At 40.8% G+C, this 25,767-nt stretch carries 25 protein-coding genes, 2 rRNA genes and 2 other annotated features; all 27 genes read left to right on the forward strand.

Annotated features, from left to right (window positions below; all coding sequences use genetic code 11):
- Positions 1 to 102, forward strand: a 23S ribosomal RNA gene (locus KW850_RS26580); the annotation flags it as partial.
- A 75-nt stretch (positions 103 to 177) separates the two neighbouring features.
- A 5S ribosomal RNA gene (gene rrf, locus KW850_RS26585) occupies positions 178 to 294 on the forward strand.
- A 424-nt stretch (positions 295 to 718) separates the two neighbouring features.
- On the forward strand, positions 719 to 1,180 hold the full coding sequence (locus KW850_RS26590) for a CtsR family transcriptional regulator (RefSeq protein ID WP_218350761.1): 462 nt from the start codon (positions 719 to 721) through the stop codon (positions 1,178 to 1,180).
- Between the two features lie 25 nt (positions 1,181 to 1,205).
- Entirely contained in the window at positions 1,206 to 1,754 is a 549-nt protein-coding gene (mcsA, locus tag KW850_RS26595) for a protein-arginine kinase activator protein McsA (protein WP_218350762.1), read from the forward strand.
- A 1-nt stretch (position 1,755) separates the two neighbouring features.
- A complete protein-coding gene (mcsB, locus tag KW850_RS26600; RefSeq protein ID WP_218350763.1) occupies positions 1,756 to 2,826 on the forward strand; it encodes a protein-arginine kinase McsB in 1,071 nt (356 codons plus the stop codon).
- 17 nt (positions 2,827 to 2,843) lie between these two features.
- Complete coding sequence (gene clpC, locus KW850_RS26605; protein WP_218350764.1) at positions 2,844 to 5,285, forward strand: ATP-dependent protease ATP-binding subunit ClpC; 2,442 nt, start codon at positions 2,844 to 2,846, stop codon at positions 5,283 to 5,285.
- A gap of 209 nt (positions 5,286 to 5,494) precedes the next feature.
- On the forward strand, positions 5,495 to 6,877 hold the full coding sequence (gene radA, locus KW850_RS26610) for a DNA repair protein RadA (RefSeq protein ID WP_218350765.1): 1,383 nt from the start codon (positions 5,495 to 5,497) through the stop codon (positions 6,875 to 6,877).
- A 3-nt stretch (positions 6,878 to 6,880) separates the two neighbouring features.
- Complete coding sequence (gene disA, locus KW850_RS26615; RefSeq protein WP_218350766.1) at positions 6,881 to 7,954, forward strand: DNA integrity scanning diadenylate cyclase DisA; 1,074 nt, start codon at positions 6,881 to 6,883, stop codon at positions 7,952 to 7,954.
- Between the two features lie 197 nt (positions 7,955 to 8,151).
- Entirely contained in the window at positions 8,152 to 9,240 is a 1,089-nt protein-coding gene (locus KW850_RS26620; RefSeq protein WP_218350767.1) for a PIN/TRAM domain-containing protein, read from the forward strand.
- 34 nt (positions 9,241 to 9,274) lie between these two features.
- On the forward strand, positions 9,275 to 9,961 hold the full coding sequence (gene ispD / locus KW850_RS26625) for a 2-C-methyl-D-erythritol 4-phosphate cytidylyltransferase (protein ID WP_218350768.1): 687 nt from the start codon (positions 9,275 to 9,277) through the stop codon (positions 9,959 to 9,961).
- Positions 9,961 to 10,443, forward strand: coding sequence for a 2-C-methyl-D-erythritol 2,4-cyclodiphosphate synthase (gene ispF, locus KW850_RS26630; RefSeq protein WP_218350769.1), 483 nt, complete (start codon positions 9,961 to 9,963; stop codon positions 10,441 to 10,443). Before ispD ends, ispF begins: the two co-directional genes overlap by 1 nt.
- Before the next feature lie 204 nt (positions 10,444 to 10,647).
- Entirely contained in the window at positions 10,648 to 12,105 is a 1,458-nt protein-coding gene (gene gltX / locus KW850_RS26635; RefSeq protein WP_218350770.1) for a glutamate--tRNA ligase, read from the forward strand.
- 46 nt (positions 12,106 to 12,151) lie between these two features.
- Positions 12,152 to 12,402, forward strand: a binding site (T-box leader).
- A 256-nt stretch (positions 12,403 to 12,658) separates the two neighbouring features.
- Positions 12,659 to 13,327, forward strand: coding sequence for a serine O-acetyltransferase (cysE, locus tag KW850_RS26640; protein ID WP_374226393.1), 669 nt, complete (start codon positions 12,659 to 12,661; stop codon positions 13,325 to 13,327).
- Complete coding sequence (cysS, locus tag KW850_RS26645) at positions 13,308 to 14,705, forward strand: cysteine--tRNA ligase (RefSeq protein ID WP_218350772.1); 1,398 nt, start codon at positions 13,308 to 13,310, stop codon at positions 14,703 to 14,705. The genes cysE and cysS overlap by 20 nt, the downstream gene beginning before the upstream one ends.
- A gap of 3 nt (positions 14,706 to 14,708) precedes the next feature.
- Complete coding sequence (locus tag KW850_RS26650) at positions 14,709 to 15,128, forward strand: Mini-ribonuclease 3 (RefSeq protein ID WP_218350773.1); 420 nt, start codon at positions 14,709 to 14,711, stop codon at positions 15,126 to 15,128.
- A 1-nt stretch (position 15,129) separates the two neighbouring features.
- Positions 15,130 to 15,873: a 23S rRNA (guanosine(2251)-2'-O)-methyltransferase RlmB gene (gene rlmB / locus KW850_RS26655; RefSeq protein WP_218350774.1), complete on the forward strand. Its 744-nt coding sequence runs from the start codon at positions 15,130 to 15,132 to the stop codon at positions 15,871 to 15,873.
- 3 nt (positions 15,874 to 15,876) lie between these two features.
- On the forward strand, positions 15,877 to 16,386 hold the full coding sequence (locus KW850_RS26660; RefSeq protein ID WP_218350775.1) for an NYN domain-containing protein: 510 nt from the start codon (positions 15,877 to 15,879) through the stop codon (positions 16,384 to 16,386).
- Between the two features lie 42 nt (positions 16,387 to 16,428).
- Positions 16,429 to 17,106: an RNA polymerase sporulation sigma factor SigH gene (gene sigH, locus KW850_RS26665; RefSeq protein WP_218350814.1), complete on the forward strand. Its 678-nt coding sequence runs from the start codon at positions 16,429 to 16,431 to the stop codon at positions 17,104 to 17,106.
- A 114-nt stretch (positions 17,107 to 17,220) separates the two neighbouring features.
- Positions 17,221 to 17,367: a 50S ribosomal protein L33 gene (rpmG, locus tag KW850_RS26670; RefSeq protein WP_214716664.1), complete on the forward strand. Its 147-nt coding sequence runs from the start codon at positions 17,221 to 17,223 to the stop codon at positions 17,365 to 17,367.
- Positions 17,368 to 17,411: 44 nt separating this feature from the next.
- Entirely contained in the window at positions 17,412 to 17,594 is a 183-nt protein-coding gene (gene secE, locus KW850_RS26675; RefSeq protein WP_218350776.1) for a preprotein translocase subunit SecE, read from the forward strand.
- Between the two features lie 136 nt (positions 17,595 to 17,730).
- Entirely contained in the window at positions 17,731 to 18,264 is a 534-nt protein-coding gene (gene nusG / locus KW850_RS26680) for a transcription termination/antitermination protein NusG (RefSeq protein WP_026565508.1), read from the forward strand.
- Between the two features lie 180 nt (positions 18,265 to 18,444).
- Positions 18,445 to 18,870 carry a 50S ribosomal protein L11 gene (gene rplK, locus KW850_RS26685; RefSeq protein ID WP_026565509.1) on the forward strand — a complete coding sequence of 142 codons (426 nt, stop codon included), beginning with the start codon at positions 18,445 to 18,447 and terminating at the stop codon, positions 18,868 to 18,870.
- Between the two features lie 114 nt (positions 18,871 to 18,984).
- A complete protein-coding gene (gene rplA / locus KW850_RS26690; protein ID WP_218350777.1) occupies positions 18,985 to 19,683 on the forward strand; it encodes a 50S ribosomal protein L1 in 699 nt (232 codons plus the stop codon).
- A 53-nt stretch (positions 19,684 to 19,736) separates the two neighbouring features.
- Positions 19,737 to 19,880, forward strand: a sequence feature (ribosomal protein L10 leader region).
- A 127-nt stretch (positions 19,881 to 20,007) separates the two neighbouring features.
- Positions 20,008 to 20,508, forward strand: a complete 501-nt coding sequence (rplJ, locus tag KW850_RS26695; protein ID WP_218350778.1) for a 50S ribosomal protein L10 — start codon at positions 20,008 to 20,010, stop codon at positions 20,506 to 20,508.
- Positions 20,509 to 20,714: 206 nt separating this feature from the next.
- Positions 20,715 to 21,077 (forward strand): 50S ribosomal protein L7/L12, encoded by a 363-nt coding sequence (gene rplL / locus KW850_RS26700; RefSeq protein WP_218350779.1) that lies wholly within the window; start codon positions 20,715 to 20,717, stop codon positions 21,075 to 21,077.
- A 174-nt stretch (positions 21,078 to 21,251) separates the two neighbouring features.
- Entirely contained in the window at positions 21,252 to 21,854 is a 603-nt protein-coding gene (locus tag KW850_RS26705; RefSeq protein ID WP_218350780.1) for a class I SAM-dependent methyltransferase, read from the forward strand.
- A 250-nt stretch (positions 21,855 to 22,104) separates the two neighbouring features.
- On the forward strand, positions 22,105 to 25,662 hold the full coding sequence (rpoB, locus tag KW850_RS26710; RefSeq protein ID WP_218350781.1) for a DNA-directed RNA polymerase subunit beta: 3,558 nt from the start codon (positions 22,105 to 22,107) through the stop codon (positions 25,660 to 25,662).
- Positions 25,663 to 25,767 lie beyond the last annotated feature (105 nt).

Raw genomic sequence — 25,767 nt, forward strand, 5'->3', positions numbered from 1 at the left:
AGCTAGTAAGAACCCTGAAAGATGATCAGGTTGATAGGTCAGAGGTGGAAGCGTGGTAACATGTGGAGCTGACTGATACTAATCGTTCGAGGACTTAACCATTTTTAAGGCTTTCTCGAGTTTACAAACTTCTTCTGCATTATCTAGTTTTGAGGGAATGATACCTCAATCAAATAGTCTGGCAATTATGGCGAGAAGGTCACACCCGTTCCCATACCGAACACGGAAGTTAAGCTTCTCAGCGCCAATGGTAGTTGGGACACGCGTCCCTGTGAGAGTAGGACGTTGCCAGGCACAACAAAGACAACCTGAAAAGGTTGTTTTTTTTTATGGGAAAGAATTGTTTTGGGGTATAGATGAGATTGTGAAATGGGATATTATCCTATATTTTGTTATTTTGAATCTACTCTTTGTATAATTACACCTAAGTTTTGTATATATAGTTTGTATATCGGTTTAATCGCCCTCTATTTTGTAAAATTAGTAGCCTCTTTGGTCTTATTCTGCTCTTCAAGTCGTTTTTAGGCTTCATTAAAACAAAACTGTCTATTACGATTGGTCCTTCAGCACTTCCTCCAACGATACTTTTTAACTAATCCGAGGTTTCACATTGGCGAGATTTGGAGAAAATCATTAGTAGTGAATCGTTGCATCTACATAAAAAATTCAGTATAATTTAGTCAAATATAGTCAAAGTCAGAGAATGGGGGGTGGGAAGATGCGAAATATCTCTGATATTATTGAACATTATCTCAAACAAGTATTGGAATTAAGTGAAAAAGACCTTGTTGAAATTAAACGAAGTGAAATCGCAGACAAATTTCAATGCGTACCCTCACAAATAAATTATGTCATTAACACCCGTTTTACGATTGAAAGAGGATATATTGTAGAGAGTAAACGGGGTGGCGGTGGGTATATAAGGATTATGAAGGTCCAATCCCATGACTTAGCTCATTTAATTGATCAATCGCTCGCACTTATTCAAAATTGGATTAGTCAAACAAGTGCTGAGGATGTCATATTCAGACTCGTTCAAGAAGAAATTGTCTCACAGCGGGAAGCGAAAATTATGTTAAGTGTAATTGATCGTTCCGTTCTTTATATTGATCTTCCATACCGAGATGAATTAAGAGCAAGAATGCTAAAAGCTATGTTAACATCTTTAAAATATAAATAAATTTGTTCACTGAGAGGTGAAAAGTATGATCTGTCAGGAATGCAACCAAAGACCTGCAGCCCTTCATTTTACGAAAATCATAAACGGTGAAAAGACGGAAGTTCATCTTTGTGAAAAGTGTGCTCAGGAAAAGGGCGAAATGTTTATTTTTAATGGGGAATCAGGATTCGCTTTTAATAATTTATTAGCAGGATTACTTAATATTGACCCTACCTTTCAAAAGCAAAGCCAAAGTCCGTTTCATCAGGAGGAGATCCTTCATTGCGACGCTTGCTCGATGACTTTTCCTCAGTTTTTAAAAGTCGGACGCTTTGGATGTTCTCATTGTTATGAAGCATTTAAAGAACAACTGAATCCCGTCTTAAGGCGGCTTCATAGTGGAAACTGGACACATAATGGGAAAATACCAAAGAGAATTGGCGGCAGCATCCATCTGCGCAAGCAAATAGAAGAATTAAAAAATATGCTAAAAGAATCGATTGCTAATGAAGAATTTGAAAAGGCAGCTGAGATTCGTGATGAAATACGTCAGTTGGAGAAGAATTTAGCTGCTAGCCAAGAGGGAGGGGAATAAGGTGTCGCTTGAACGGTTTTTAAATCAAGCTGTCAGCTCTTGGATGAGCGCGGAAGGACCTGATTCAGATATTGTCCTCAGCTCTCGAATTCGTTTGGCTCGTAACTTTGATGCTTATAAATTTCCTACGCTTTTTTCACATGAAGAAGCAAAAATGATTATTGAAAAAATGGAGGAAATCATAGGGCAGTCTTCCGTTGAAAAGTTTGGCCAAATGGAATTGTTGAAAATTGATGAGCTTCAGCCTCTGCAAAAAAGGGTATTAGTAGAAAAACATCTAATTAGCCCAAATCTGGCAGAAGATTCACCATATGGGGCGGTTCTATTAACCGAAAATGAAGAAGTTAGTATTATGATAAATGAAGAGGATCATATCCGCATTCAATGTTTGTTTCCAGGCTTGCAATTATCGGAAGCCTTAGATGCTGCAAATGAAATTGATGATTGGCTTGAGAGTAATATTCAATACGCATTTGATGAAAAACACGGTTATTTAACCAGTTGTCCGACTAACGTGGGAACAGGACTTCGTGCTTCTGTCATGATGCATTTGCCAGGGTTAATGTTAACGCAGCAAATCAATCGCATTATTCCAGCAATTAATCAATTAGGTCTAGTTGTTAGAGGAATTTATGGTGAAGGCAGCGAAGCATTAGGTAATATATTTCAAATTTCTAACCAAATTACCCTTGGTAAATCGGAAGAAGACATTTGCCGGGATCTGAAGGGAGTTGTTAGCCAGTTAATTTCGCAAGAAAGGTCGGCACGTGAAGCATTACGGAAAACTTCGAACATACAATTAGAAGACAGGGTGTTCCGATCACTAGGTGTGTTATCTAATAGCCGAATTATTGAAACGAAGGAAGCAGCAAGGTGTTTATCCGATGTTCGGCTTGGAATAGATATGGGTTATATTGAAAATATGCCTAAGACGATATTAAATGAATTAATGATCTTGACCCAGCCGGGTTTCTTGCAGCAATACGCTGGGGGTTCATTAAGACCGCATGAAAGAGATATCCGACGGGCAGCATTCATTAGGGAACGAATAAAAATGGAGCAAGAAAAATAGGTGAGGAGGAAGAGAATATGATGTTCGGCCGTTTTACTGAAAGAGCGCAAAAAGTTCTAGCATTAGCACAAGAGGAAGCGATTCGTCTTGGACATAACAATATTGGAACAGAGCACATTTTATTAGGATTAACCCGTGAAGGAGAAGGGATTGCAGCAAAGGCTCTTTATGGGCTTGGCTTAGGTTCTGAAAAAATCCAAAAAGAAGTAGAAAACTTAATTGGCAAAGGACAGGAAGCGTCTCAAACCATTCACTATACTCCAAGAGCTAAAAAAGTCATTGAATTATCGATGGATGAGGCACGTAAATTAGGACATTCCTATGTAGGCACCGAACATATTCTCCTTGGCTTAATCCGTGAAGGGGAAGGGGTTGCTGCACGGGTCCTTAATAATCTAGGTGTAAGTTTAAATAAGGCGAGGCAGCAAGTCCTTCAACTTTTAGGAAGCAATGAGTCTGGCGGGCATCAAGGCGGGGCATCTGCCAGTGCCAACACACCAACACTAGATAGCCTTGCCAGGGATTTAACCGCAATTGCCCGTGAAGGAAGCCTTGATCCTGTGATTGGACGCGGCAAGGAAATTCAACGTGTCATTGAAGTACTAAGCCGTCGGACAAAAAATAACCCAGTATTAATCGGTGAGCCGGGTGTTGGAAAAACAGCAATCGCCGAAGGTCTTGCCCAACAAATTGTCAATAACGAAGTACCTGAAATTCTTCGTGATAAACGCGTGATGACTCTCGATATGGGGACAGTCGTAGCTGGAACGAAATATCGAGGCGAATTTGAGGATCGTTTGAAAAAAGTAATGGATGAAATTCGCCAAGCAGGCAATATTATTCTATTCATTGATGAGCTGCATACATTAATTGGCGCTGGTGGTGCTGAAGGGGCCATTGATGCGTCTAACATCTTAAAGCCATCTCTTGCGCGCGGCGAACTCCAATGTATTGGTGCAACGACTCTTGATGAATATCGTAAATACATTGAAAAAGATGCAGCGCTTGAACGTCGATTCCAGCCAATTCGTGTCGATGAGCCAACTCTTGATGAATCGATTCAGATTTTAGAAGGATTGCGCGACCGTTACGAGGCACATCACCGTGTATCGATTACAGATGAAGCCATTCAAGCAGCTGTAAAACTGTCTGACCGCTATATCTCCGATCGCTTCCTGCCTGATAAAGCGATTGATTTAATCGATGAAGCCGGTTCTAAGGTACGTCTACGTTCCTTTACCACTCCGCCTAATTTAAAGGAATTAGAAGTGAAACTTGAAGAAGTTCGCAAGGAAAAAGATTCAGCTGTTCAGAGTCAAGAATTTGAAAAGGCCGCATCCTTAAGGGATACAGAACAGCGTTTACGTGAACAACTTGAGGAAACGAAGAAGAATTGGAAGGAAAAACAAGGGAAAGAAAATAATGAAGTGACCGTCGAAGATATTGCAAGTGTTGTGTCCAGCTGGACCGGAGTTCCTGTTTCCAAGCTTGCCGAAACAGAGATGGCGAAGTTGCTAAATTTAGAGGAAGTTCTTCATTCTCGTGTTATTGGCCAGGAAGAAGCGGTTAAAGCAGTAGCGAAGGCCGTCCGTCGTGCACGAGCAGGATTAAAAGATCCAAAACGTCCTATTGGTTCCTTCGTCTTCCTTGGACCAACTGGTGTGGGTAAAACGGAATTAGCACGTGCCCTTGCTGAAGCTATGTTTGGTGATGAAGATGCCATGATTCGGATTGATATGTCCGAGTATATGGAGAAACACTCGACCTCTCGTCTGGTTGGTTCACCGCCAGGATATGTCGGCTATGAGGAAGGCGGCCAATTAACAGAGAAGGTTCGCAGAAAGCCTTATTCTGTTGTGTTACTAGACGAAATTGAAAAGGCGCATCCTGATGTATTCAATATCCTGCTCCAAGTCCTTGAGGATGGACGATTAACGGATTCTAAAGGTAGAACGGTTGATTTCCGTAACACAGTCCTCATTATGACATCCAATGTGGGTGCTGAAGCACTAAAACGGAACAAATATGTAGGCTTTAATATTCAAGATGGCGAACAAGATTATAAAGATATGAAGGGTAAAGTGATGGGAGAATTAAAGAAGGCATTCCGTCCAGAATTCCTGAACCGTATCGATGAGATCATTGTTTTCCACGCGTTAGAGCGAAAACATCTTGAAGAAATTGTTACTTTGTTATCAGAGCAGTTAGTAAAACGCTTAAAAGAGCAAAACATCTCTTTAGAATTAACAGCTGCTGCAAAGGAGAAAATTTCTCAGGAAGGTTATGACCCTGAGTATGGAGCACGACCTTTACGCCGTGCTATTCAGAAGCATATTGAAGACAGACTTTCTGAAGAATTATTAAAAGGAACATTATTAACTGGGCAGCATGCTATCATCGATGTTGATAATGGAGAATTTATTGTTCGAATGGCTGAGAAAACAAGTTTAGTAAAATAGAACTAGGTCGTAATACCAATGGAGAGGTACACGTAAATAAAGTTAAATCGTGTACCTCTTTTTCTATCTTTTTTCCAAATGAAAAAATAAAATAGGTGTGGTACCCTTTATATAGTTAGCAAAATCTGGCTCCAGCGCCCAGCGTATTTCGCTATACGGTGCTTGCGCCTTTTGTTCTTTTTATTGTTGCAAGAGAGGATCGAAGGATTATGGCAAAGCGTAAGACGAAGTTTATGTGTCAAGATTGCGGATATGAATCGCCAAAGTGGATGGGAAAATGCCCTGGCTGTGGTGAGTGGAATAAAATGGTTGAGGAAGTTGAAGTAACGGGTGCAACTAGGAGAGGTGCATTTGCACATTCTCAAACGGGAACAGGAATTTTAGCGAAACCTATGCCCATTAATTCGATCGAAATGGAAAATGAACCACGAATTCTAACCGATTTGAACGAATTAAATCGGGTTCTTGGCGGCGGTGTCGTAAAGGGTTCGTTAGTACTAATTGGCGGTGACCCTGGAATCGGTAAGTCCACGCTTCTTTTACAGGTTTCGTCCCAACTCGCAAACAAAGGAAATAAGGTTTTATACATATCTGGTGAGGAGTCGTTACGGCAAACCAAGCTTCGCGCGGAACGATTAGGTATATCTTCTGAAAATCTACTCGTATACTCTGAAACGAATCTTGAAGAAATTAACCGTAACATCGATCAAACGAATCCAAGTTTTGTTATCATTGACTCTATTCAGACGGTCTTTCACCCAGATGTAACCAGTGCACCAGGGAGTGTTTCACAGGTTCGCGAGTGTACCTCAGAATTAATGAGAATTGGGAAGACCAAAGGGATTGCGATTTTTATTGTTGGTCACGTAACAAAAGAAGGGTCAATTGCTGGTCCAAGGCTACTAGAGCATATGGTCGATACCGTTCTTTATTTCGAAGGAGAAAGACACCATACCTATCGGATCCTTCGGGCAGTAAAAAACCGTTTTGGTTCCACTAATGAAATGGGCATTTTTGAAATGAAAGAATTTGGCCTCGAAGAAGTAGCCAATCCCTCTGAAATATTCTTAGAAGAGCGTTCACGGGGGGCAGCCGGCTCAACAGTGGTGGCGTCAATGGAAGGGACAAGACCGGTCCTCGTGGAAATTCAAGCGTTAATTTCCCCTACTAGTTTTGGTAACCCTAGAAGAATGGCGACAGGAATTGATCATAACCGCGTTCCGCTGTTAATGGCAGTTTTGGAAAAGAGGGTTGGGATGCTCCTCCAAAACCAGGATGCATACTTAAAAGTTGCTGGGGGCGTAAAGCTGGATGAGCCGGCGATTGATTTAGCCGTAGCGGTGAGTATTGCCTCTAGTTTTAGAGATAAACCGACAAGGCCGACCGATTGTATAATCGGTGAAGTCGGATTAACCGGTGAAGTAAGAAGGGTGTCAAGGATAGAGCAGCGTGTCCAAGAAGCCGCAAAGCTTGGCTTTGAGCGAGTGATTCTACCTGCTAATAACCTTGGCGGCTGGAAGGGACCAACAGGTGTTGAACTCATTGGTGTTTCGAATGTGAGCGAAGCATTAAAAGCAACGTTGGGAGGGTAGCAGATGGAGAGTAAAAAGCTTGGTGAAAATACCGTAAGTGAAGTATTACAGTTCCTTGCACCTGGTACACCCATTCGGGAGGGAATCGATAATGTTCTTCGTGCCAACACAGGGGGACTAATTGTCATTGGTTTTAACGAAAAAGTAAAAAGTATTGTGGATGGCGGCTTTGAAATTAATTGTCCTTTTTCGCCAAGCTTTTTATATGAATTGGCCAAAATGGACGGGGCAATCATCCTAAATGAATTAGGGAATAAAATTCTGTTTGCAAATGCCCAGCTGGCCCCTCACTCCGATATCCCCTCTACCGAAACAGGAATGCGGCACCGCACAGCAGAAAGAACGGCAAAACAAACAAAAGCCCTAGTGATTGCGATCTCCCAAAGGAGAAATGTCATCACCTTGTATCAAGGGAATTTCCGCTATGCCTTAAAAGATATTGCGGTTATTTTAACCAAGGCCAATCAAGCAATTCAGACGCTTGAAAAGTATAAGACCGTCCTCGAACAAAGTATTACTAATTTGAGTATTCTAGAGTTTGAAGAATCTGTCACCTATAACGACTTTTTACTGGTTCTCCACCGGTTTGAAATGGTGTTAAAGATCAAAAATGAGCTGCTAACCTATTTACATGAATTAGGAACCGAAGGCCGTCTCATTCGTTTACAGCTGAATGAAATCTTAACCGATTTAGAAGAGGAGACCATGCTCATTATTAAAGATTATGCCTTTGATCGAGACGTCAAGGCAAAAGATGTACTCGCGCGAATGCAGTCGATGACGACTAATGGAACAATTGAGGATGTGGTTTTATTAAAATTAATGGGGTATCTTGGCTATGTTCATCTCGATGAAAATAAAAGTCCACGCGGCTACCGCATTCTTAATAAAATTCCAAGACTCCCAACGATCATCATTGAAAATCTAATTAGCTGTTTTGGTGAGCTTTCAAAAATCATTTCGGCATCTGTGGAAGAGCTCGATGATGTCGAAGGAATCGGGGAAGTTCGTGCTAAAAAGATTAAGGAAGGCTTTAAATTAATTAAAGAACGCTTATACACCGACCGTCATCTTTAAAAGTAATGAAAAGGAAAAGTAAAAAAAATCCAATTATTTGACATGGAAATTTTCCAGTGCTACCCTATGGGGAGAAATCATCTATCTATAAAATTTACAGCAACTATCATTTGAACGAACCTCAAAGGGAAAAATAATCAGTAAATTAAGGTTTCATTTTTATTAATATGTTTATAATGAGTAGAGGAGGTGAAGGAATGTTAAAACGTATTGTGCAGGCTTGCTTCCTCATTATGGGTGGTACGCTTGGAATTTTGTTATTACCGGAATTGTTCAATTTACTTCATATCAATGACATTCCCTTAATTAACAACTCGTATATGTCTGCTGTTTTAGGTGCTATTATTTTTTATCTTATTACCTTTTGGGCAGTAGATTATGTCTTTAATTTTATTAAATGGGCGGAAGATTCTTTAGTAAAAATTCCTGTTACCGATGTCCTTTTTGGTAGTGTGGGGCTCATATTCGGGTTGTTGGTGGCTTTTTTAATCGGCTTTGCTCTTAATGCGGTCCAGGTGCCGATTTTAAATGCTGTTGTGCCAATCTTGCTGACCATTCTATTTGGCTATCTTGGATTTCAGGTAGGTTTTAAGAAAAGGGACGAGCTGCTCGGTCTTTTTGGGAACCGCAGTAATAAGAAAAAAACAAGTGATGACGAGAGTGATAAAGAAGCGCATCAGCGGTTGAAAATATTAGATACGAGCGTCATTATTGATGGTCGTGTTGCTGATATATGTCAAACTGGATTTTTAGAAGGTACGATTGTTATTCCACAGTTTGTCCTCGAGGAATTACAGCATATAGCTGATTCATCCGATGTTTTAAAACGAAATCGTGGTCGCAGAGGGTTGGATATCTTAAATCGCATTCAAAAGGAACTTGCGATTAAGGTCGAAATCTATGAAGGTGATTTTGAGGAAATTAGTGAAGTGGATTCAAAACTTGTCAAACTAGCAAAAATCACAAATGGCATCTTAGTCACCAATGATTTCAACCTGAATAAAGTCTGCGAATTGCAGAATGTTACGGTGTTAAATATCAATGATTTAGCGAACGCCGTCAAACCTGTAGTTCTCCCTGGGGAAGAATTAACGGTGCAGGTGATTAAGGATGGCAAAGAATATCATCAGGGCGTTGCTTACTTAGATGACGGAACAATGATCGTTGTCGAGGAAGGAAGAGAATATATCGGGAAACGAATTGAAGTTCTCGTCACAAGTGTTCTCCAAACATCAGCAGGAAGAATGATCTTTGCCAAACCAAAACTATTAGAAAAAGCATTATAGATTAAAATGCGGATGAGTAGAGTGGGGTTTTTTTATGACTTACCAAGTCATTCTCCCGGCAGCTGGCCAGGGAAAAAGAATGGGAGCAGGGAAAAATAAGCTTTTATTAGAGCTCAATGGTATACCTGTACTGATCCATACATTAAGGGTGTTTGAACAGGATGAAGCCTGCAGCAACATTATTGTCGCGATCCATCCACAAGATGAAGCGGAATTTAAGGCCTTATTCACGAAGTATAATGTTGCCAAAGCAATTCGCTTAGTGCCTGGTGGAAAGGAACGCCAGGATAGCATTTATAATGCTCTTAGAACAGTGGAAACAGATGGGGTCATTCTTGTACATGATGCGGCACGTCCTTTCATCAGTCAAGAACATATCAACTCATTAACAAAAATGGCTGAGGAAACAGGGGCAGCTATTTTAGGAGTACCCGTTAAGGACACCATTAAAAAGGTGATAGATGGTGTGGTTGTTGAAACCGTCGAACGTTCAAGCTTGTGGGCTGTTCAAACCCCACAAGCTTTTCGAATTTCGCTTCTGACAGAAGCCTATGAAAGGGCGGAAAAGGATTACTTCCTAGGAACCGATGATGCTAGTTTGGTGGAGCGCCTCGGTCATCCTGTTACCGTGGTCGAAGGGGACTACGATAATATCAAATTGACCACACCAGAAGATTTATATTTTGCGAAAGCAATATTGACAAAAAGGAGTTTTTCATGATGTTTCGAATTGGTCAAGGCTTTGATGTCCATCAACTTACTGAAGGGCGTCCGTTGATTATAGGCGGTATCCACATTCCTTATGAGAAGGGTTTGCTGGGTCATTCAGATGCAGATGTTTTATTACATACGGTTTCTGATGCGTGTCTTGGTGCGATTGGAGAAGGAGATATTGGTAAACATTTTCCCGATACCGATCCTAATTTTAAAGATGCGGATTCTGCGAAGTTAATGGAACATGTGTGGCATTTGGTGAAAAATAAGGGCTATGAGCTGGTTAACGCCGATTGCACGATTATTGCTCAAAAGCCGAAAATGGCCCCCTATATTGAACAAATGCGAGTAAGAATTGCCGAATTATTAGACGCCGCACCAGAACAAATCAATGTAAAGGCGACAACGACGGAGAAGCTGGGCTTCACGGGCAGAGGGGAAGGAATTGCCTCCCAAGCTGTTGTTTTGTTAAGAAAGGTTCAGGAATAGCCTTTACCTGAAATCCTATACAGTGATAAAATATTCAGTTGAAACCATATAAATTATTGGAAAGCTGTCTAGCTTCAACGCCTAGGGGATCTCTGGTCTAAGCCAATCCAACGTGAAGGTCAAAGAACAACCTTCACGCTGGCTCGACTTATGCTTGTCGCCCCTGGGCAAGGCGCTTACGCTTTTCTCACTGGAGGCATTAGAATGTCAAACGAAGTTCGTGTAAGATATGCTCCAAGTCCAACGGGACATTTACATATTGGAAACGCCCGTACGGCATTATTTAATTACTTATTTGCACGTAATCAGGGCGGGAAATTTATCATTCGCATTGAAGATACCGATAAAAAGCGGAATATTGCAGGCGGAGAAGAAAGCCAGTTAAAATATTTAAAATGGCTAGGCATGGATTGGGATGAAAGTGTCGACACCGGCGGTGAATACGGTCCATACCGTCAATCCGAACGAAATGATATTTATCAAACCTACTATAACCAATTATTAGCAGAGGGCCATGCCTATAAGTGTTATTGTACCGAAGCTGAAATTGAAGCAGAGCGGGAAGCACAGACTGAACGGGGAGAAACGCCGCATTATTCAGGTAAATGCCGCCATTTAACAGAAGAACAGCGCCATCAATTAGAAAGCGAAGGCCGTCAGCCAAGCATTCGTATCATCGTACCTGAAGGGAAAACCTATACCTTTGATGATATGGTAAAGGGCACTGTTTCGTTTGAATCGGAAGGGATGGGCGATTGGGTCATCATTAAAAAGGATGGTACCCCAACCTATAACTTTGCGGTAACGATTGATGATTATTTAATGAAAATCTCACATGTGCTCCGTGGCGATGATCATATCTCGAACACACCAAAACAACTTATGGTCTATGATGCCTTAGGTTGGGAGCCGCCTATTTTTGGCCATATGACATTGATTGTGAATGAAAGCCGTAAAAAGTTAAGTAAGCGGGATGAATCCATCATCCAGTTCATCGAACAATATGAAGAATTAGGATATTTGCCAGAAGCATTATTTAACTTCATTACTCTCCTCGGCTGGTCACCAGCAGGTGAGGAAGAAATTTACTCTAAGAGCGAGTTTATTGAAATATTTGATGCGAATCGCTTATCCAAATCCCCAGCATTATTTGATAAGCAGAAATTGTTATGGATGAACAACCAATACATGAAAAAGATTGAGATTGATCGTGTGGTGGAATTGGCTTTACCACATTTAGTGAAAGCCGGCCGCTTAAGTGAAAGTCTAACGGATGAACAGTATCAATGGGTTCAAGGCCTAGTCGAACTTTTACAGGAAAAAATGAGCTTTGGTGCCGAAATCGTGGAACTATCGGAAATGTTCTTTAAAGATGAAGTTGATTATGAAGAAGATGCGAAGGAAATTCTGGCAGGAGAAACGGTTCCGGAAGTATTAAAGGCATTTTCACATGAACTGGACCAATTAGAAAATTTCCGGGCTGACGGCATAAAGGCTGCTATGAAGGCCGTCCAAAAGTCGACCGGCCAAAAAGGGAAAAACCTATTTATGCCAATCCGTGCGGCAGTAACTGGCCAAACACATGGACCTGACCTGCCACAGGCGATTGAACTTTTAGGTAAAAATAAAGTTCAAACAAGAATTAATAAAATTATTAGTTAACATTAAAGTGGAAATGTAATATAGTAGAATAAACAATTATATAGTTAGTAAAGTGTTGAAGAGGAGAAGTAAAAAAAGGATGCTTTAAAGAGAAAACCATCATCGGCTGAAAGTGGTTTAAGCCTCTCGTTTTTTGAAATGCACCTCTGAGTCCTGTTTCGAAATGAGTCAACTCCGAGTAGAAATGGGCGGAACCGATCCGTTAACAGGTAGAGTGAGACCAATGTTTGAGCTGATGTTACCTTATAAGCTTTTTCGGTCTAATCAGAGTGGAACCGCGTGTTAAGCGCCTCTGTCGTTATGACAGAGGCGTTTTTTAGTTTCAGAAAGAAAAATTTCTTATTGTTTGGCTATGTTAAAGTTTATTGTTGATTTTGGCACCCTGTTGATTGGAGCGGAGCGACGAGGAGACTCCCCGGACTGCCCGCGAACCGCACGCGCCTGGAGCGGAAATCAACAGGCAAGGTTAACATAGCCTATTGTTTAAACTTTGAGGAATTCCTAGTTTCAGCGCTTAGGGGGCTTATGCTTTATAAAAAGGGGGAGAATGGTAATGTTCAAGAAGTTGAGGGAGGATGTAGAGGTTGTTTTTGAGCAAGATCCAGCGGCTAGGAGTTATTTAGAAGTCATCTTAACCTATTCAGGCTTGCATGCCATTTGGTCACATCGACTCGCGCATGCACTCTTTAATCGAAAGCTGTTTTTTCTAGCCAGGTTGATTTCGCAAGTAAGCCGATTTTTTACCGGTATTGAAATTCATCCTGGGGCAAAAATAGGCAGAAGATTTTTTATTGACCATGGTATGGGCGTAGTTATTGGGGAAACGTGTGAAATTGGGGATAATGTAACTATATATCAAGGGGTTACACTTGGTGGAACGGGGAAAGAAAAAGGGAAAAGGCATCCGACGATTAAGGATAATGTTCTGATTGCAACAGGGGCTAAGGTGCTTGGTTCAATCACAGTAGGGGAAAATTCCAAAATTGGCGGTGGCTCGGTTGTCTTGAAAGAAGTTCCTCCTAACTCAACAGTAGTGGGAATTCCTGGCCGTGTCGTCATCCAAGATGGAAGAAGGATCAATAGAGACTTAAACCATTGTGACTTGCCGGATCCTGTTGCCGACCGCTTAAGAGAAATGCAAAACGACCTGGATCGGTTAATGTATGAACTTGAAGAATTAAAAGGAGAAAGGATAAAAATAAATGGCCATTCAACTTTATAATACACTTACGCGCAAGAAAGAAACCTTCGTACCGCTCGAAGAGGGAAAAGTGAAAATGTATGTTTGCGGTCCGACTGTTTATAATTATATTCATATCGGTAATGCTCGTCCGGCCATCGTATTTGATACCGTCCGTCGCTATTTAGAATACCGCGGCTATGATGTGAAATATGTATCCAATTTTACCGATGTAGACGATAAATTAATCCGTGCGGCCAATCAATTAGGAGAAGAAGTACCAATGATTGCTGACAGATTTATCAATGCCTATTTTGAAGATGTTACGGCATTAGGCTGCCAAAAAGCGGATGTTCATCCACGGGTAATGGAAAATATGGACATTATTATTGATTTCATTAGCCAATTGATTGAAAAAGGCTTCGCTTATGAATCAGCCGGGGATGTTTATTTCCGGACAAGAAAATTCGATGATTATGGTAAGCTATCGCATCAATCGATTGATGATTTGCAGGTTGGTGCAAGGATTGAAGTCGGTGATCGAAAACAAGATGACTTAGACTTTGCCCTCTGGAAAGCGGCAAAGGAAGGGGAAATCTTCTGGGAAAGCCCATGGGGACTAGGCCGTCCGGGTTGGCATATTGAGTGCTCGGCGATGGCGAAAAAGTATCTTGGTGAAACAATTGATATTCATGCAGGTGGACAGGATTTAACCTTCCCGCATCATGAAAATGAAATTGCCCAGTCCGAAGCACTGTCAGGGAAATTATTTTCACGTTACTGGATGCATAACGGCTATATCAATATCGATAATGAGAAAATGTCGAAGTCGCTTGGGAATTTTGTGTTAGTTCATGACATTATCAAGAAGCATAATCCACAAGTGTTACGATTTTTCATGTTATCGGTTCATTATCGTAATCCTATTAATTTTAGCGAGGATTTACTGGAGAGCACGAGAGCGGCGTTTGAACGCTTAACTACTTCCTATCAAAACTTAAAACATCGGAAAGAAGCGAGTACCGACTTAACAGATAATAATCAAGAATGGCTTGATAAAATTTCAGTATTACATGAACAATTTATAGAAGCAATGGATGATGATTTTAACACAGCGAAAGCCATTTCTGTTTTATTTGACCTCTCGAAACTGGCTAATTACTATCTGTTAGAAAAAAATACTGCTGTTGGTGTCATTGATGCCTTTACCAAACAGTTTGAGGAGTTATTCCATGTCTTAGGGCTGACGATTGAAAAGGAAGAAATGCTGGACGAAGAAATTGATGCATTGATTGAAAAGCGAATCCAGGCCCGGAAAGACCGTAATTTCCAATTGTCTGACCAAATCAGAGATCAGCTCAAGGAAATGAATATTATTTTAGAAGATACCCCGCAAGGTACAAGGTGGAAAAGAGGCTAATGCATGCTGGAATACGAAAATACAGTCGATTCTAAACAATTGAATAGTCTCGCACTAGCTTATATGGGTGACGCCATTTATGAAACGTATGTAAGGCGCCACCTCCTTTACAGCGGGAAGGTCAGACCCAATCAGTTACATCGTACCGGTACATCTTATGTATCGGCAAAAGCACAGTGCAAAATTCTTTTTCAAATGATGGATCACCAGCTTCTCGATGAAGAGGAATTAGCGGTGGTCATGCGCGGTCGAAATGCAAAGTCAGGCTCTGTACCTAAAAATACCGATGTCCAAACCTATAACTACAGTACAGCGTTCGAAGCGTTGATGGGTTATTTATATTTAACGGGTAAAATCGAGCGGCTTGAAGAACTGATTCAAACAGCATTTAAATATGTGGATGAAAGAAAGGAGGAACGCTAGGATGGACCAAGAATATATTGTTGGCAAAAATCCAGTCATTGAAGCACTGAAATCAGAAAGGGATATTAACAAAATTTTAATAGCTGAAGGTTCGCAGCGTGGTCAAATGCAGCAAATTACACAGTTAGCAAAAGAAGCAAATGTGATTGTTCAGTTTGTACCTAAGAAAAAAATTGACCAGATCTCCGGCGAAAACCATCAAGGAGTGCTTGCTTATGTTGCCGCCTATCAATATGCGGAAATCGATGATTTATTTGCTGCGGCGGAAAAGAAAAACGAACCACCATTCTTTTTATTGCTCGATGAAATTGAAGACCCTCACAACCTCGGGTCAATCATGAGAACGGCGGATTCTGTTGGGGCCCATGGGATTATTATTCCAAAAAGACGGGCTGTCGGCTTAACTGCTACTGTGGCTAAAGCTTCAACAGGTGCAATTGAATATATCCCTGTCGTACGCGTAACAAATATGGCGAGAACAATCGATGAATTAAAGGAACGTGGCATGTGGATTGCTGGAACAGATGCAAAAGGAAAAGATGACTACCGCAGGTTGGATGGGACCTTGCCGCTTGGCCTAGTCATTGGCAGTGAAGGTAAAGGAATGGGCCGATTAATTCGCGATAAATGTGATTTCCTCATCCACTTGCCGATGATTGGCAAAGTGACTTCGTTAAATGCTTCTGTTGCTGCATCGTTACTCATGTATGAGGTATATCGAAAACGACACCCGCTTGAGAGGTAACATATGGATATCCTGCTTGTCGACGGATATAACATTATTGGAGCCTGGCCGGAGTTAAGGACATTAAAGGATCGAGATCTACCTGCAGCAAGAGATCGTCTTGTCGAAAGAATGGCAGAATATCAAGCCTATTCCGGCTATCGTGTGATTGTTGTCTTTGATGCCTATTATGTGCAAGGAACAGAAAAGAAATATAAAAACCATCAAGTTGAAGTCATCTTTACAAAAGAAAATGAAACAGCAGATGAGCGGATCGAAAAACTAGCGATCAGTCTAAGTAATCGGAAAACGCAAATTCATGTGGCCACTTCCGATTATACAGAGCAATGGGCGATTTTTGGACAAGGGGCGTTAAGGAAGTCCGCTCGGGAGCTGCTGATTGAAATGTCCTCCATAGAAAGAGGCATCGAACGGAAAGTGAAGAAGATTCAAGATAGAAAGCCTGTCTCGAAAATTAAAATGACTGATGAAATGGCAGAAATTTTTGAAAAGTGGCGCAGAGGACAAAAGTGAACGTGGACACTAAAAAAATTGTCATGTATACTATTACTAACTATGCTTGTTCGGTGGAGGGGATCTACTTTGAGTACGGACTTCGGAACAAAGGTCAACCAGCAGTTCCTCATAATGGAAGACGAGGGAATTGTTGATTTAGTGCACCACGGTAATAGTGAAGCATTGGATTATTTAATCCACAAGTATCGTAATTTTGTACGTGCAAAAGCAAGGTCCTATTTTTTAATTGGTGCCGATAAAGAAGACATTGTCCAAGAAGGCATGATTGGATTGTACAAGGCGATCCGTGACTTTCGGGAGGACAAGCTCACGTCCTTTAAGGCATTTGCTGAACTTTGCATTACTCGTCAGATTATTACTGCCATTAAAACCGCAACACGGCAAAAGCATATCCCATTAAATTCTTACGTTTCGTTGGACAAGCCGATTTATGATGAGGAATCGGACCGAACCTTGATGGATGTCTTGTCAGGGGCCAAGGTCCTTGATCCAGAAGAACTCATTATTAACCAAGAAGAATTTGACCATATCGAATTTAAAATGACTGAATTATTAAGCGACTTAGAAAGAAAAGTTTTGGCTCTGTACCTCGATGGCCAATCCTATCAAGAAATTTCAGAGGAGCTTAACCGCCATGTGAAATCAATTGATAATGCCCTGCAGCGAGTTAAGAGAAAACTGGAACGATATTTAGAACTTCGCGAATTTTCACTGTGATAGGTCTATTTTTATGGCAACTAGTTGAACCGTTTTCAGGAGGTTATTGACAATAATTAGGGCACATGTTACATTTTTAAGGATATAATAGAAACTTGGGTAAAGGTGTCGAATATGAGTAAAAAAGTGATCCTTTCCTGTGCTGTATGCGGTTCTCGTAATTATTCGACGATCAGCAAGCAGACACAAACTGAGAGATTAGAATTGAAAAAGTTCTGCAAAACTTGCACCACCCATACCATTCATCGAGAAACAAAATAGTCATCATATATTCTTATAGTTATTTAATTTTGGGGGTTACTATAATGCAGCGCATAAAGAAGTTCTTCAGTGATCTATTCCGTGAGATGAGAAAAGTTAGCTGGCCTAAACGCGGGGAACTAACACGCTCGACGCTTACTGTACTATCCACCGTTATTTTTTTCGCAGCGTTCTTTGCTGTCCTTGATTTAGGGATTTCGAAATTGATTCGTTTAATTCTTGAATAATAAATCAACTTTCATGGTATAATGGTGATTAATAAAGGAATTTTTATCTAAAAGCCCGTATAACGGGTTTTTTATTTGTTTAAAAAATAGTCAGTGACTAATAAATAGGGAGGGACGGACGTAGTAGTCCTCTTAAATGGAAAAAAATTGGTATGTTTTACATACTTACTCGGGTTATGAAAATAAAGTTAAAGCGAATTTAGAAAAACGGGTCGAATCAATGGGGATGCAAGATAAGATTTTCCGAGTGGTTGTCCCTGAAGAAGAAGAGACAGAGCTTAAAAACGGCAAGAAAAAAGTAGTCAAGCGCAAGGTGTTCCCTGGTTATGTACTGGTGGAAATTGTGATGACAGATGATTCTTGGTATGTAGTACGGAATACTCCAGGCGTAACAGGCTTTGTTGGTTCATCAGGATCAGGGTCTAAACCGACGCCGTTACTTCCGGAAGAAGTTGTCGTTATTTTAAAACGGATGGGTGTTACTGAGACTCGCGTCGATGCCGATTATGAAATTGGTGAAACCGTTCGCGTCAAAGAAGGTCCATTTGCAAACTTTACAGGTTCTGTGGAAGAGATGGATAAGGACAAAGCGAAACTGAAAGTTCTTGTGAATATGTTCGGTCGTGATACCCCTGTAGAACTTGATTTTACACAGATTGAAAAACTTTAATGTAAAAAAACTTGAAATCATTTTGAAAAAGTGGTAATATTTCATAGGTCAGTATGTCTCCATCGTGAGACTAGACTTATGTTAAGTTCTTTATGATTAATAGATAAAGACAGATGCCTGAGTGGGAGGGTTCCTAAAAGACCCTATTACCACATCACGGACTTTAAGGAGGTGTGTCTCGTGGCTAAAAAAGTAATTAAAGTCGTTAAATTACAAATTCCTGCTGGGAAAGCAAACCCTGCGCCACCAGTTGGTCCTGCACTAGGTCAAGCCGGTGTTAACATCATGGGATTCTGTAAAGAATTTAACGCTCGTACAGCAGATCAAGCTGGTTTGATCATCCCTGTTGAAATCACGGTATTTGAAGACCGTTCATTTACATTTATTACGAAAACTCCTCCTGCTGCCGTTCTTTTAAAAGTAGCAGCTGGAATTCAGTCAGGTTCTGGTGAACCTAACCGTAATAAAGTAGCAACAGTTAAGCGTAATACAGTACGCGAGATTGCGGAACAGAAAATGCCTGACCTTAACGCAGCTAGCGTTGAAGCAGCAATGCGCATGGTTGAAGGTACTGCTCGCAGCATGGGTATCGTCATCGAAGACTAATCCATGTAACTGATTGTTTTTTGTAAAATGAAGGGGTTGCGACGTTATAAACACTCGCAACCTTTTTCGTGGGAGTTATTCAACGTTAAAACCACAATCTAGGAGGAAATTAAAATGGCTAAAAAAGGTAAGAAGTATTTAGAAGCTTCAAAGCTTGTAGATCGCCTAAAGGCATATCCAATTGCAGAAGCAATTGATCTTGCTAAAAAAACTAACTTCACTAAATTCGATGCAACTGTTGAAGTGGCATTTCGTTTAGGTGTTGACCCTAAGAAAGCTGACCAACAAATCCGTGGAGCAGTTGTGCTTCCAAACGGAACTGGTAAAACGCAACGCGTTTTAGTTTTCGCTAAAGGGGAAAAAGTAAAAGAAGCAGAAGCAGCTGGTGCTGATTATGTAGGCGATGCAGAGTACATCAACAAAATCCAACAAGGTTGGTTTGAATTTGATGTAATCGTAGCAACTCCTGACATGATGGGTGAAGTTGGTAAACTTGGTCGTGTATTAGGACCTAAAGGTTTAATGCCAAACCCTAAAACAGGTACAGTTACATTTGATGTAACTCGTGCGATTAACGAAATCAAAGCAGGTAAAGTTGAATACCGCGTTGATAAGTCTGGTAACATCCATGTGCCAATCGGGAAAGCTTCTTTCGAAAACGAAAAGCTTGTTGAAAACTTCAACACTGTATTTGAAACTATGCTTAAAGTGAAGCCTTCTGCAGCAAAAGGTACTTACATGAAGAACGTAACTGTTGCTTCAACAATGGGACCTGGCGTTAAAGTTGATCCTTCATCTGTAGCAGTTAAATAAATTTTACCAATTGACAATCTTGAATAGATTTTATATAATCTATTTTGTTGTTTAAAATAATAACATTTGTACTGAAGACAGCAGGTGCGAGAAGTCGCTTAATTCCCTGCCGAGGTAATGCGATATAAACAGCTGAGTGATCAGTTGTTATGCTGCCTCCATGTCAACGCTCGATGTGGAGGCTTTTATTTGGCTAATCAGAATTTATTCCATAAATTCTGAACGCATAAGGGCAACTAAGCCTCTGCCTTTGCCTAACGGCTAGTCAGTCGGCAAGTTTGCTTTACCTGGTATAAATGTAGAAATTCTACAGGAGGTGTAAAGATGAGCAGTGCAATCGAATTAAAGCAACAAATCGTTAGCGAAATTTCTGATAAATTAAAGAACAGCGTATCAACAGTTGTTGTTGATTACCGTGGTCTTTCAGTTGCAGAAGTAACTGAACTTCGTAAACAGCTTCGTGAAGCTGGTGTGGAATTCAAAGTTTACAAAAACTCAATGACACGCCGTGCTGCAGAAGCAACTGGTCTTGCTGAATTAAACGCTGCATTAACAGGTCCTAACGCTATCGCGTTCAGTACTGAAGATGTAGTAGCACCAGCTAAAATCTTGAACGACTTTGCTAAAAAGCATGAAGCTCTAGAACTAAAAGCAGGTGTAATCGAAGGAAATGTAGCTTCAGCTGATGAAATTAAAGCTCTTGCTGATCTACCATCACGCGAAGGCTTGCTTTCTATGTTACTCAGCGTACTACAAGCTCCAATCCGCAACCTTGCTCTTGCTACAAAAGCAGTTGCAGAACAAAAAGAAGAACAAGGCGCGTAAGTTAATAGAAAAGCTGAAGCGACCGTTTAGCAGCGTATGGCCTGGAGCGCTTCAACCGAGATAAAGGAAACACGGAGAGCGTTAGCGAGCCGATGTTGACTTATCGTAGGGCGAAGAGCGAAGGACACTAGCTGCTGGGAGCTGAAGCTGGACAATCTAACCGCGTACAAATAAACTTGAACGAAAACTAAGGAGGAAATTTAATCATGACTAAAGAACAAATCATTGAAGCAGTTAAATCTATGACTGTTTTAGAACTTAACGATCTTGTAAAAGCAATCGAAGAAGAATTCGGCGTAACTGCTGCTGCTCCTGTAGCAATGGTTGGCGGTGCAGGTGCTGCTGCTGTTGAAGAAAAAACTGAATTTGATGTAATCCTAGCTGGCGCTGGCGATCAAAAAATCAAAGTTATCAAAGTTGTACGTGAAATCACTGGTCTTGGTCTTAAAGAAGCAAAAGACCTTGTTGACAACACTCCAAAGGCAATCAAAGAAGGCGTTTCTAAAGAAGATGCTGAAGCAATCAAAGCTAAACTTGATGAAGTTGGAGCTAACGTTGAAGTTAAGTAATAACCATATAAAAAAGCTCGCTGTATAAGCGGGCTTTTTTTGCCTTAACTCAAAAAACGAAAGTCATATTCTATGATAAGTATCTATCGTAGGGCAATGATTAAGTTTTAAGTAGTTTTCGTTAGTAAGTCCTCGTTTATCTTCAATTATTATTTTTCCTCGGAGGTGAGTCAGTTGTCTGAACACTACTATTCTCGAACACAAAAGGTCGAAAGTGACCCGAAATTCTGGGATTTCACCTTAAAAGATAACACGTTTCGTTTTAAAACGGATAACGGTGTATTTTCAAAAAGAGAAGTAGATTTCGGCTCACGTTTATTGATTGAGTCTTTTGAATTGCCAGATACAGAAGGATTAATCCTGGATGTAGGCTGCGGCTACGGTCCAATCGGTCTATCACTTGCAAAATATTATCACGATCGTGTGATACATATGGTTGATGTTAATGAACGGGCTATTGAATTGGCAAAAGAAAATGCAGAACTGAATCGGATTCAAAATGTTAAAATATATGAAAGTGATCGGTTGTTAAATGTGAAAGAAAACACATTCGCAGCTATTTTAACGAACCCGCCGATTAGAGCAGGGAAGAAAACAGTTCATGATATTTTTGAACAAAGTTTTGAACATCTTGCATCACATGGAGAGCTCTGGGTTGTCATTCAAAAGAAACAAGGTGCACCATCCGCTATTGAAAAATTAAATAATTTATTTAACTGCGTCGAAACTATTGACAAATCCAAAGGTTATTTTGTCATAAGGGCTAAAAAAAGTTGACTTGAAAATGTCACTATGATAGCATTATAAAATGCCATCATAATAATTTCCGAATTATTCCTATAAATATTGAATATCTGGTATAAAAAAGGGATATTAAGGAAATGATGACAAAATAATAGTCAAAATGTGAAAATGTGGTTTTTAGTCAAAAACCCTTTTTCTTTTTGTTTACTGGAATAGAAGTAAATTCTGCTCCATAAACGTTTATAGATTTTAATAATAACGCTTGATTTGAGGGGTGAATCAGTTGACAGGTCAACTAGTTCAGTATGGACGACACCGCCAACGAAGAAGTTACGCACGAATCAGTGAAGTTTTAGAATTACCAAATCTTATTGAAATCCAAACCTCTTCCTATCAATGGTTTCTTGATGAGGGTTTGCGTGAAATGTTCCAGGATATTTCACCAATTGAGGACTTTACTGGTAACCTATCACTAGAATTTATTGATTACAGTCTTGGCGATCCAAAGTATTCAGTAGAGGAATCAAAAGAACGGGACGTTACATATTCTGCTCCATTGCGTGTAAAAGTACGTCTTGTAAACAAAGAAACAGGCGAAGTAAAAGATCAAGATGTATTTATGGGTGATTTCCCGCTAATGACTGAAACGGGTACGTTTGTCATTAACGGGGCAGAACGTGTTATTGTTTCACAATTAGTGCGCTCTCCGAGTGTTTACTATAGTGGAAAGTTCGATAAAAATGGTAAGCGGGGCTTTTCAGCTACCGTCATTCCGAACCGCGGCGCTTGGCTCGAATATGAAACAGACGCCAAAGATGTCGTTTATGTGAGAATAGATCGTACTCGGAAACTGCCCGTTACGGTTCTTTTGCGTGCACTTGGTTTCGGCTCTGATCAAGAAATCATTGAATTGATTGGAGATAACGAATACATCCGTAATACACTTGAGAAAGACAATACGGAAGGTGTCGAAAAGGCCCTTTTAGAAATTTATGAGCGCCTGCGTCCAGGTGAACCACCTACCGTTGAAAACGCAAAAAGCTTATTAGTGTCACGATTCTTTGACCCTAAGCGCTATGATCTTGCAAATGTAGGCCGTTATAAAATTAATAAAAAGCTTCATATTAAAAATCGTTTATTTAACCAACGCTTAGCAGAATCCCTTGCGGATCCTGAAACAGGTGAAATTATTGCTGAAAAGGGCACCATTCTTGATAGAAGAAACCTTGATAGAATTATCCCTGCTCTTGAAAAGAATACTAATTTCAAATCCTTTAATCCTTATGGCGGGGTAGTAGATGAGGAAATCATTCTTCAGGACATTAAAATTTATGCTCCTGGTGATGAAAGTGAAAAAGTAATTAATGTCTTAGGTAATGCCTATGTGGCAGAACCAATTAAAAATATTACACCGGCTGATATTATTGCATCGATTAGCTACTTCTTCAATTTATTGCATGGAGTTGGCGATACAGATGATATCGACCACTTAGGTAACAGACGTCTTCGTTCTGTTGGTGAATTGCTTCAGAATCAATTCCGTATTGGGTTATCCCGTATGGAGCGTGTTGTTCGTGAAAGAATGTCTATCCAGGACACAGCAACGATTACACCGCAACAATTAATTAACATACGTCCAGTGATTGCGTCTATTAAAGAGTTCTTTGGCAGCTCGCAATTATCACAGTTCATGGACCAAACCAACCCGCTTGCTGAATTAACGCACAAGCGTCGTCTTTCTGCATTAGGACCAGGTGGTTTAACGCGTGAACGTGCCGGGATGGAAGTTCGTGACGTTCACTATTCCCACTATGGCCGTATGTGTCCAATTGAAACACCAGAGGGTCCAAACATCGGTTTGATTAACTCGCTATCATCATACGCGAAAGTTAACCGCTTCGGATTTATCGAAACACCATATCGTCGGGTTGACCCTGAAACTGGTAAGGTAACAGCTCGTATCGATTACTTAACTGCTGACGAAGAAGATAATTATGTAGTAGCCCAAGCGAACTCTCGCTTAGATGACGACGGTTCCTTCTTGGATGAGGAAGTTGTTGCTCGTTTCCGTGGTGAAAACACCGTTGTTAAACGTGAACGCATTGACTATATGGATGTATCGCCAAAGCAGGTTGTGTCTGCAGCCACAGCATGTATTCCGTTCCTTGAGAATGATGACTCCAACCGTGCTCTAATGGGTGCGAACATGCAGCGTCAAGCCGTTCCACTTATGCAGCCAGAAGCTCCACGAGTTGGAACAGGTATGGAATATGTATCTGGTAAAGACTCAGGTGCAGCGGTTATCTGTAAGCACGAAGGTATTGTTGAACACGTGGAAGCACGTGAGGTATGGGTACGTCGTATAAATGTGGTGGATGGTCAAGAGGTTAAAGGAAATCTTGATAAATACCGCATGTTAAAATTCATCCGTTCCAACCAAGGAACATGTTATAACCAACGTCCAATTGTTGCAGTGGGTAACCGTGTAACCAAAGGAGAAATTCTTGCTGATGGTCCATCAATGGAATTAGGAGAATTAGCTCTTGGTCGTAACGTCCTCGTTGCCTTTATGACTTGGGATGGTTATAACTATGAAGATGCGATTATTATGAATCAACGTCTTGTAAAAGACGATGTATATACTTCGATTCATATTGAAGAATATGAGTCAGAATCCCGTGATACAAAACTCGGGCCTGAAGAAATTACACGTGATATTCCAAACGTCGGGGAAGATGCTCTTCGTAACTTGGATGAGCGCGGTATCATTCGAACTGGTGCTGAAGTTAAAGATGGTGACCTGTTAGTTGGTAAAGTAACACCAAAAGGGGTTACAGAATTAACGGCAGAAGAACGTCTTTTACATGCAATCTTTGGTGAAAAAGCTCGTGAAGTTCGTGATACATCCCTTCGAGTACCACATGGCGGCGGCGGGATTGTCCTTGATGTTAAAGTCTTTAATCGTGAAGATGGCGATGAACTTCCACCAGGTGTGAATCAACTTGTTCGCGTCTACATCGTTCAGAAACGTAAGATTTCTGAAGGGGATAAAATGGCGGGACGACATGGTAACAAAGGGGTTATCTCAAGGATTTTACCTGAGGAAGATATGCCGTATTTACCAGATGGAACACCAGTTGATATTATGTTAAATCCACTAGGGGTACCATCACGGATGAATATTGGACAGGTGCTGGAACTTCATCTTGGGATGGCAGCACGTTACCTAGGCATTCATGTTGCATCTCCTGTATTTGATGGAGCGCGTGAAGAAGATGTTTGGGGAACAATCGAAGAGGCAGGTATGTCTCGTGATGCGAAAACCGTCCTTTATGATGGCCGTTCTGGGGAACCGTTTGATAACCGTGTCTCTGTAGGTGTCATGTATATGATTAAACTTGCACACATGGTTGATGATAAACTCCATGCCCGTTCAACTGGACCATACTCATTAGTAACGCAGCAGCCGCTGGGCGGTAAAGCTCAATTCGGCGGACAGCGCTTTGGTGAGATGGAGGTTTGGGCACTTGAAGCATACGGTGCTGCATACACACTTCAAGAAATCCTTACCGTTAAATCAGATGACGTCGTTGGTCGTGTGAAAACGTATGAAGCGATTGTTAAAGGTGAAAACGTACCGGAACCAGGTGTTCCAGAATCATTTAAAGTATTAATCAAAGAACTTCAGAGTCTAGGTATGGATGTAAAAATTCTTTCCGGTGATGAAAAAGAGATTGAAATGCGCGATACGGAAGATGACGATGACTTACAACAAGTCGACACGTTAAACATTGTTCCTGAACAAGCATTTGAATCAGAAAAAGTCGGTTCAAAAGAGTAATGATATAAATTAGTTGGGGCGCACTTTGCGCTCCCGCTTTACTTGTTTTCCTAGCTGCAGCGTGCAGAAACCGCGCGCTTCCGCTTTATTGGGCAATAAGGGTAA

The organism is Bacillus sp. sid0103 (assembly GCF_019219025.1).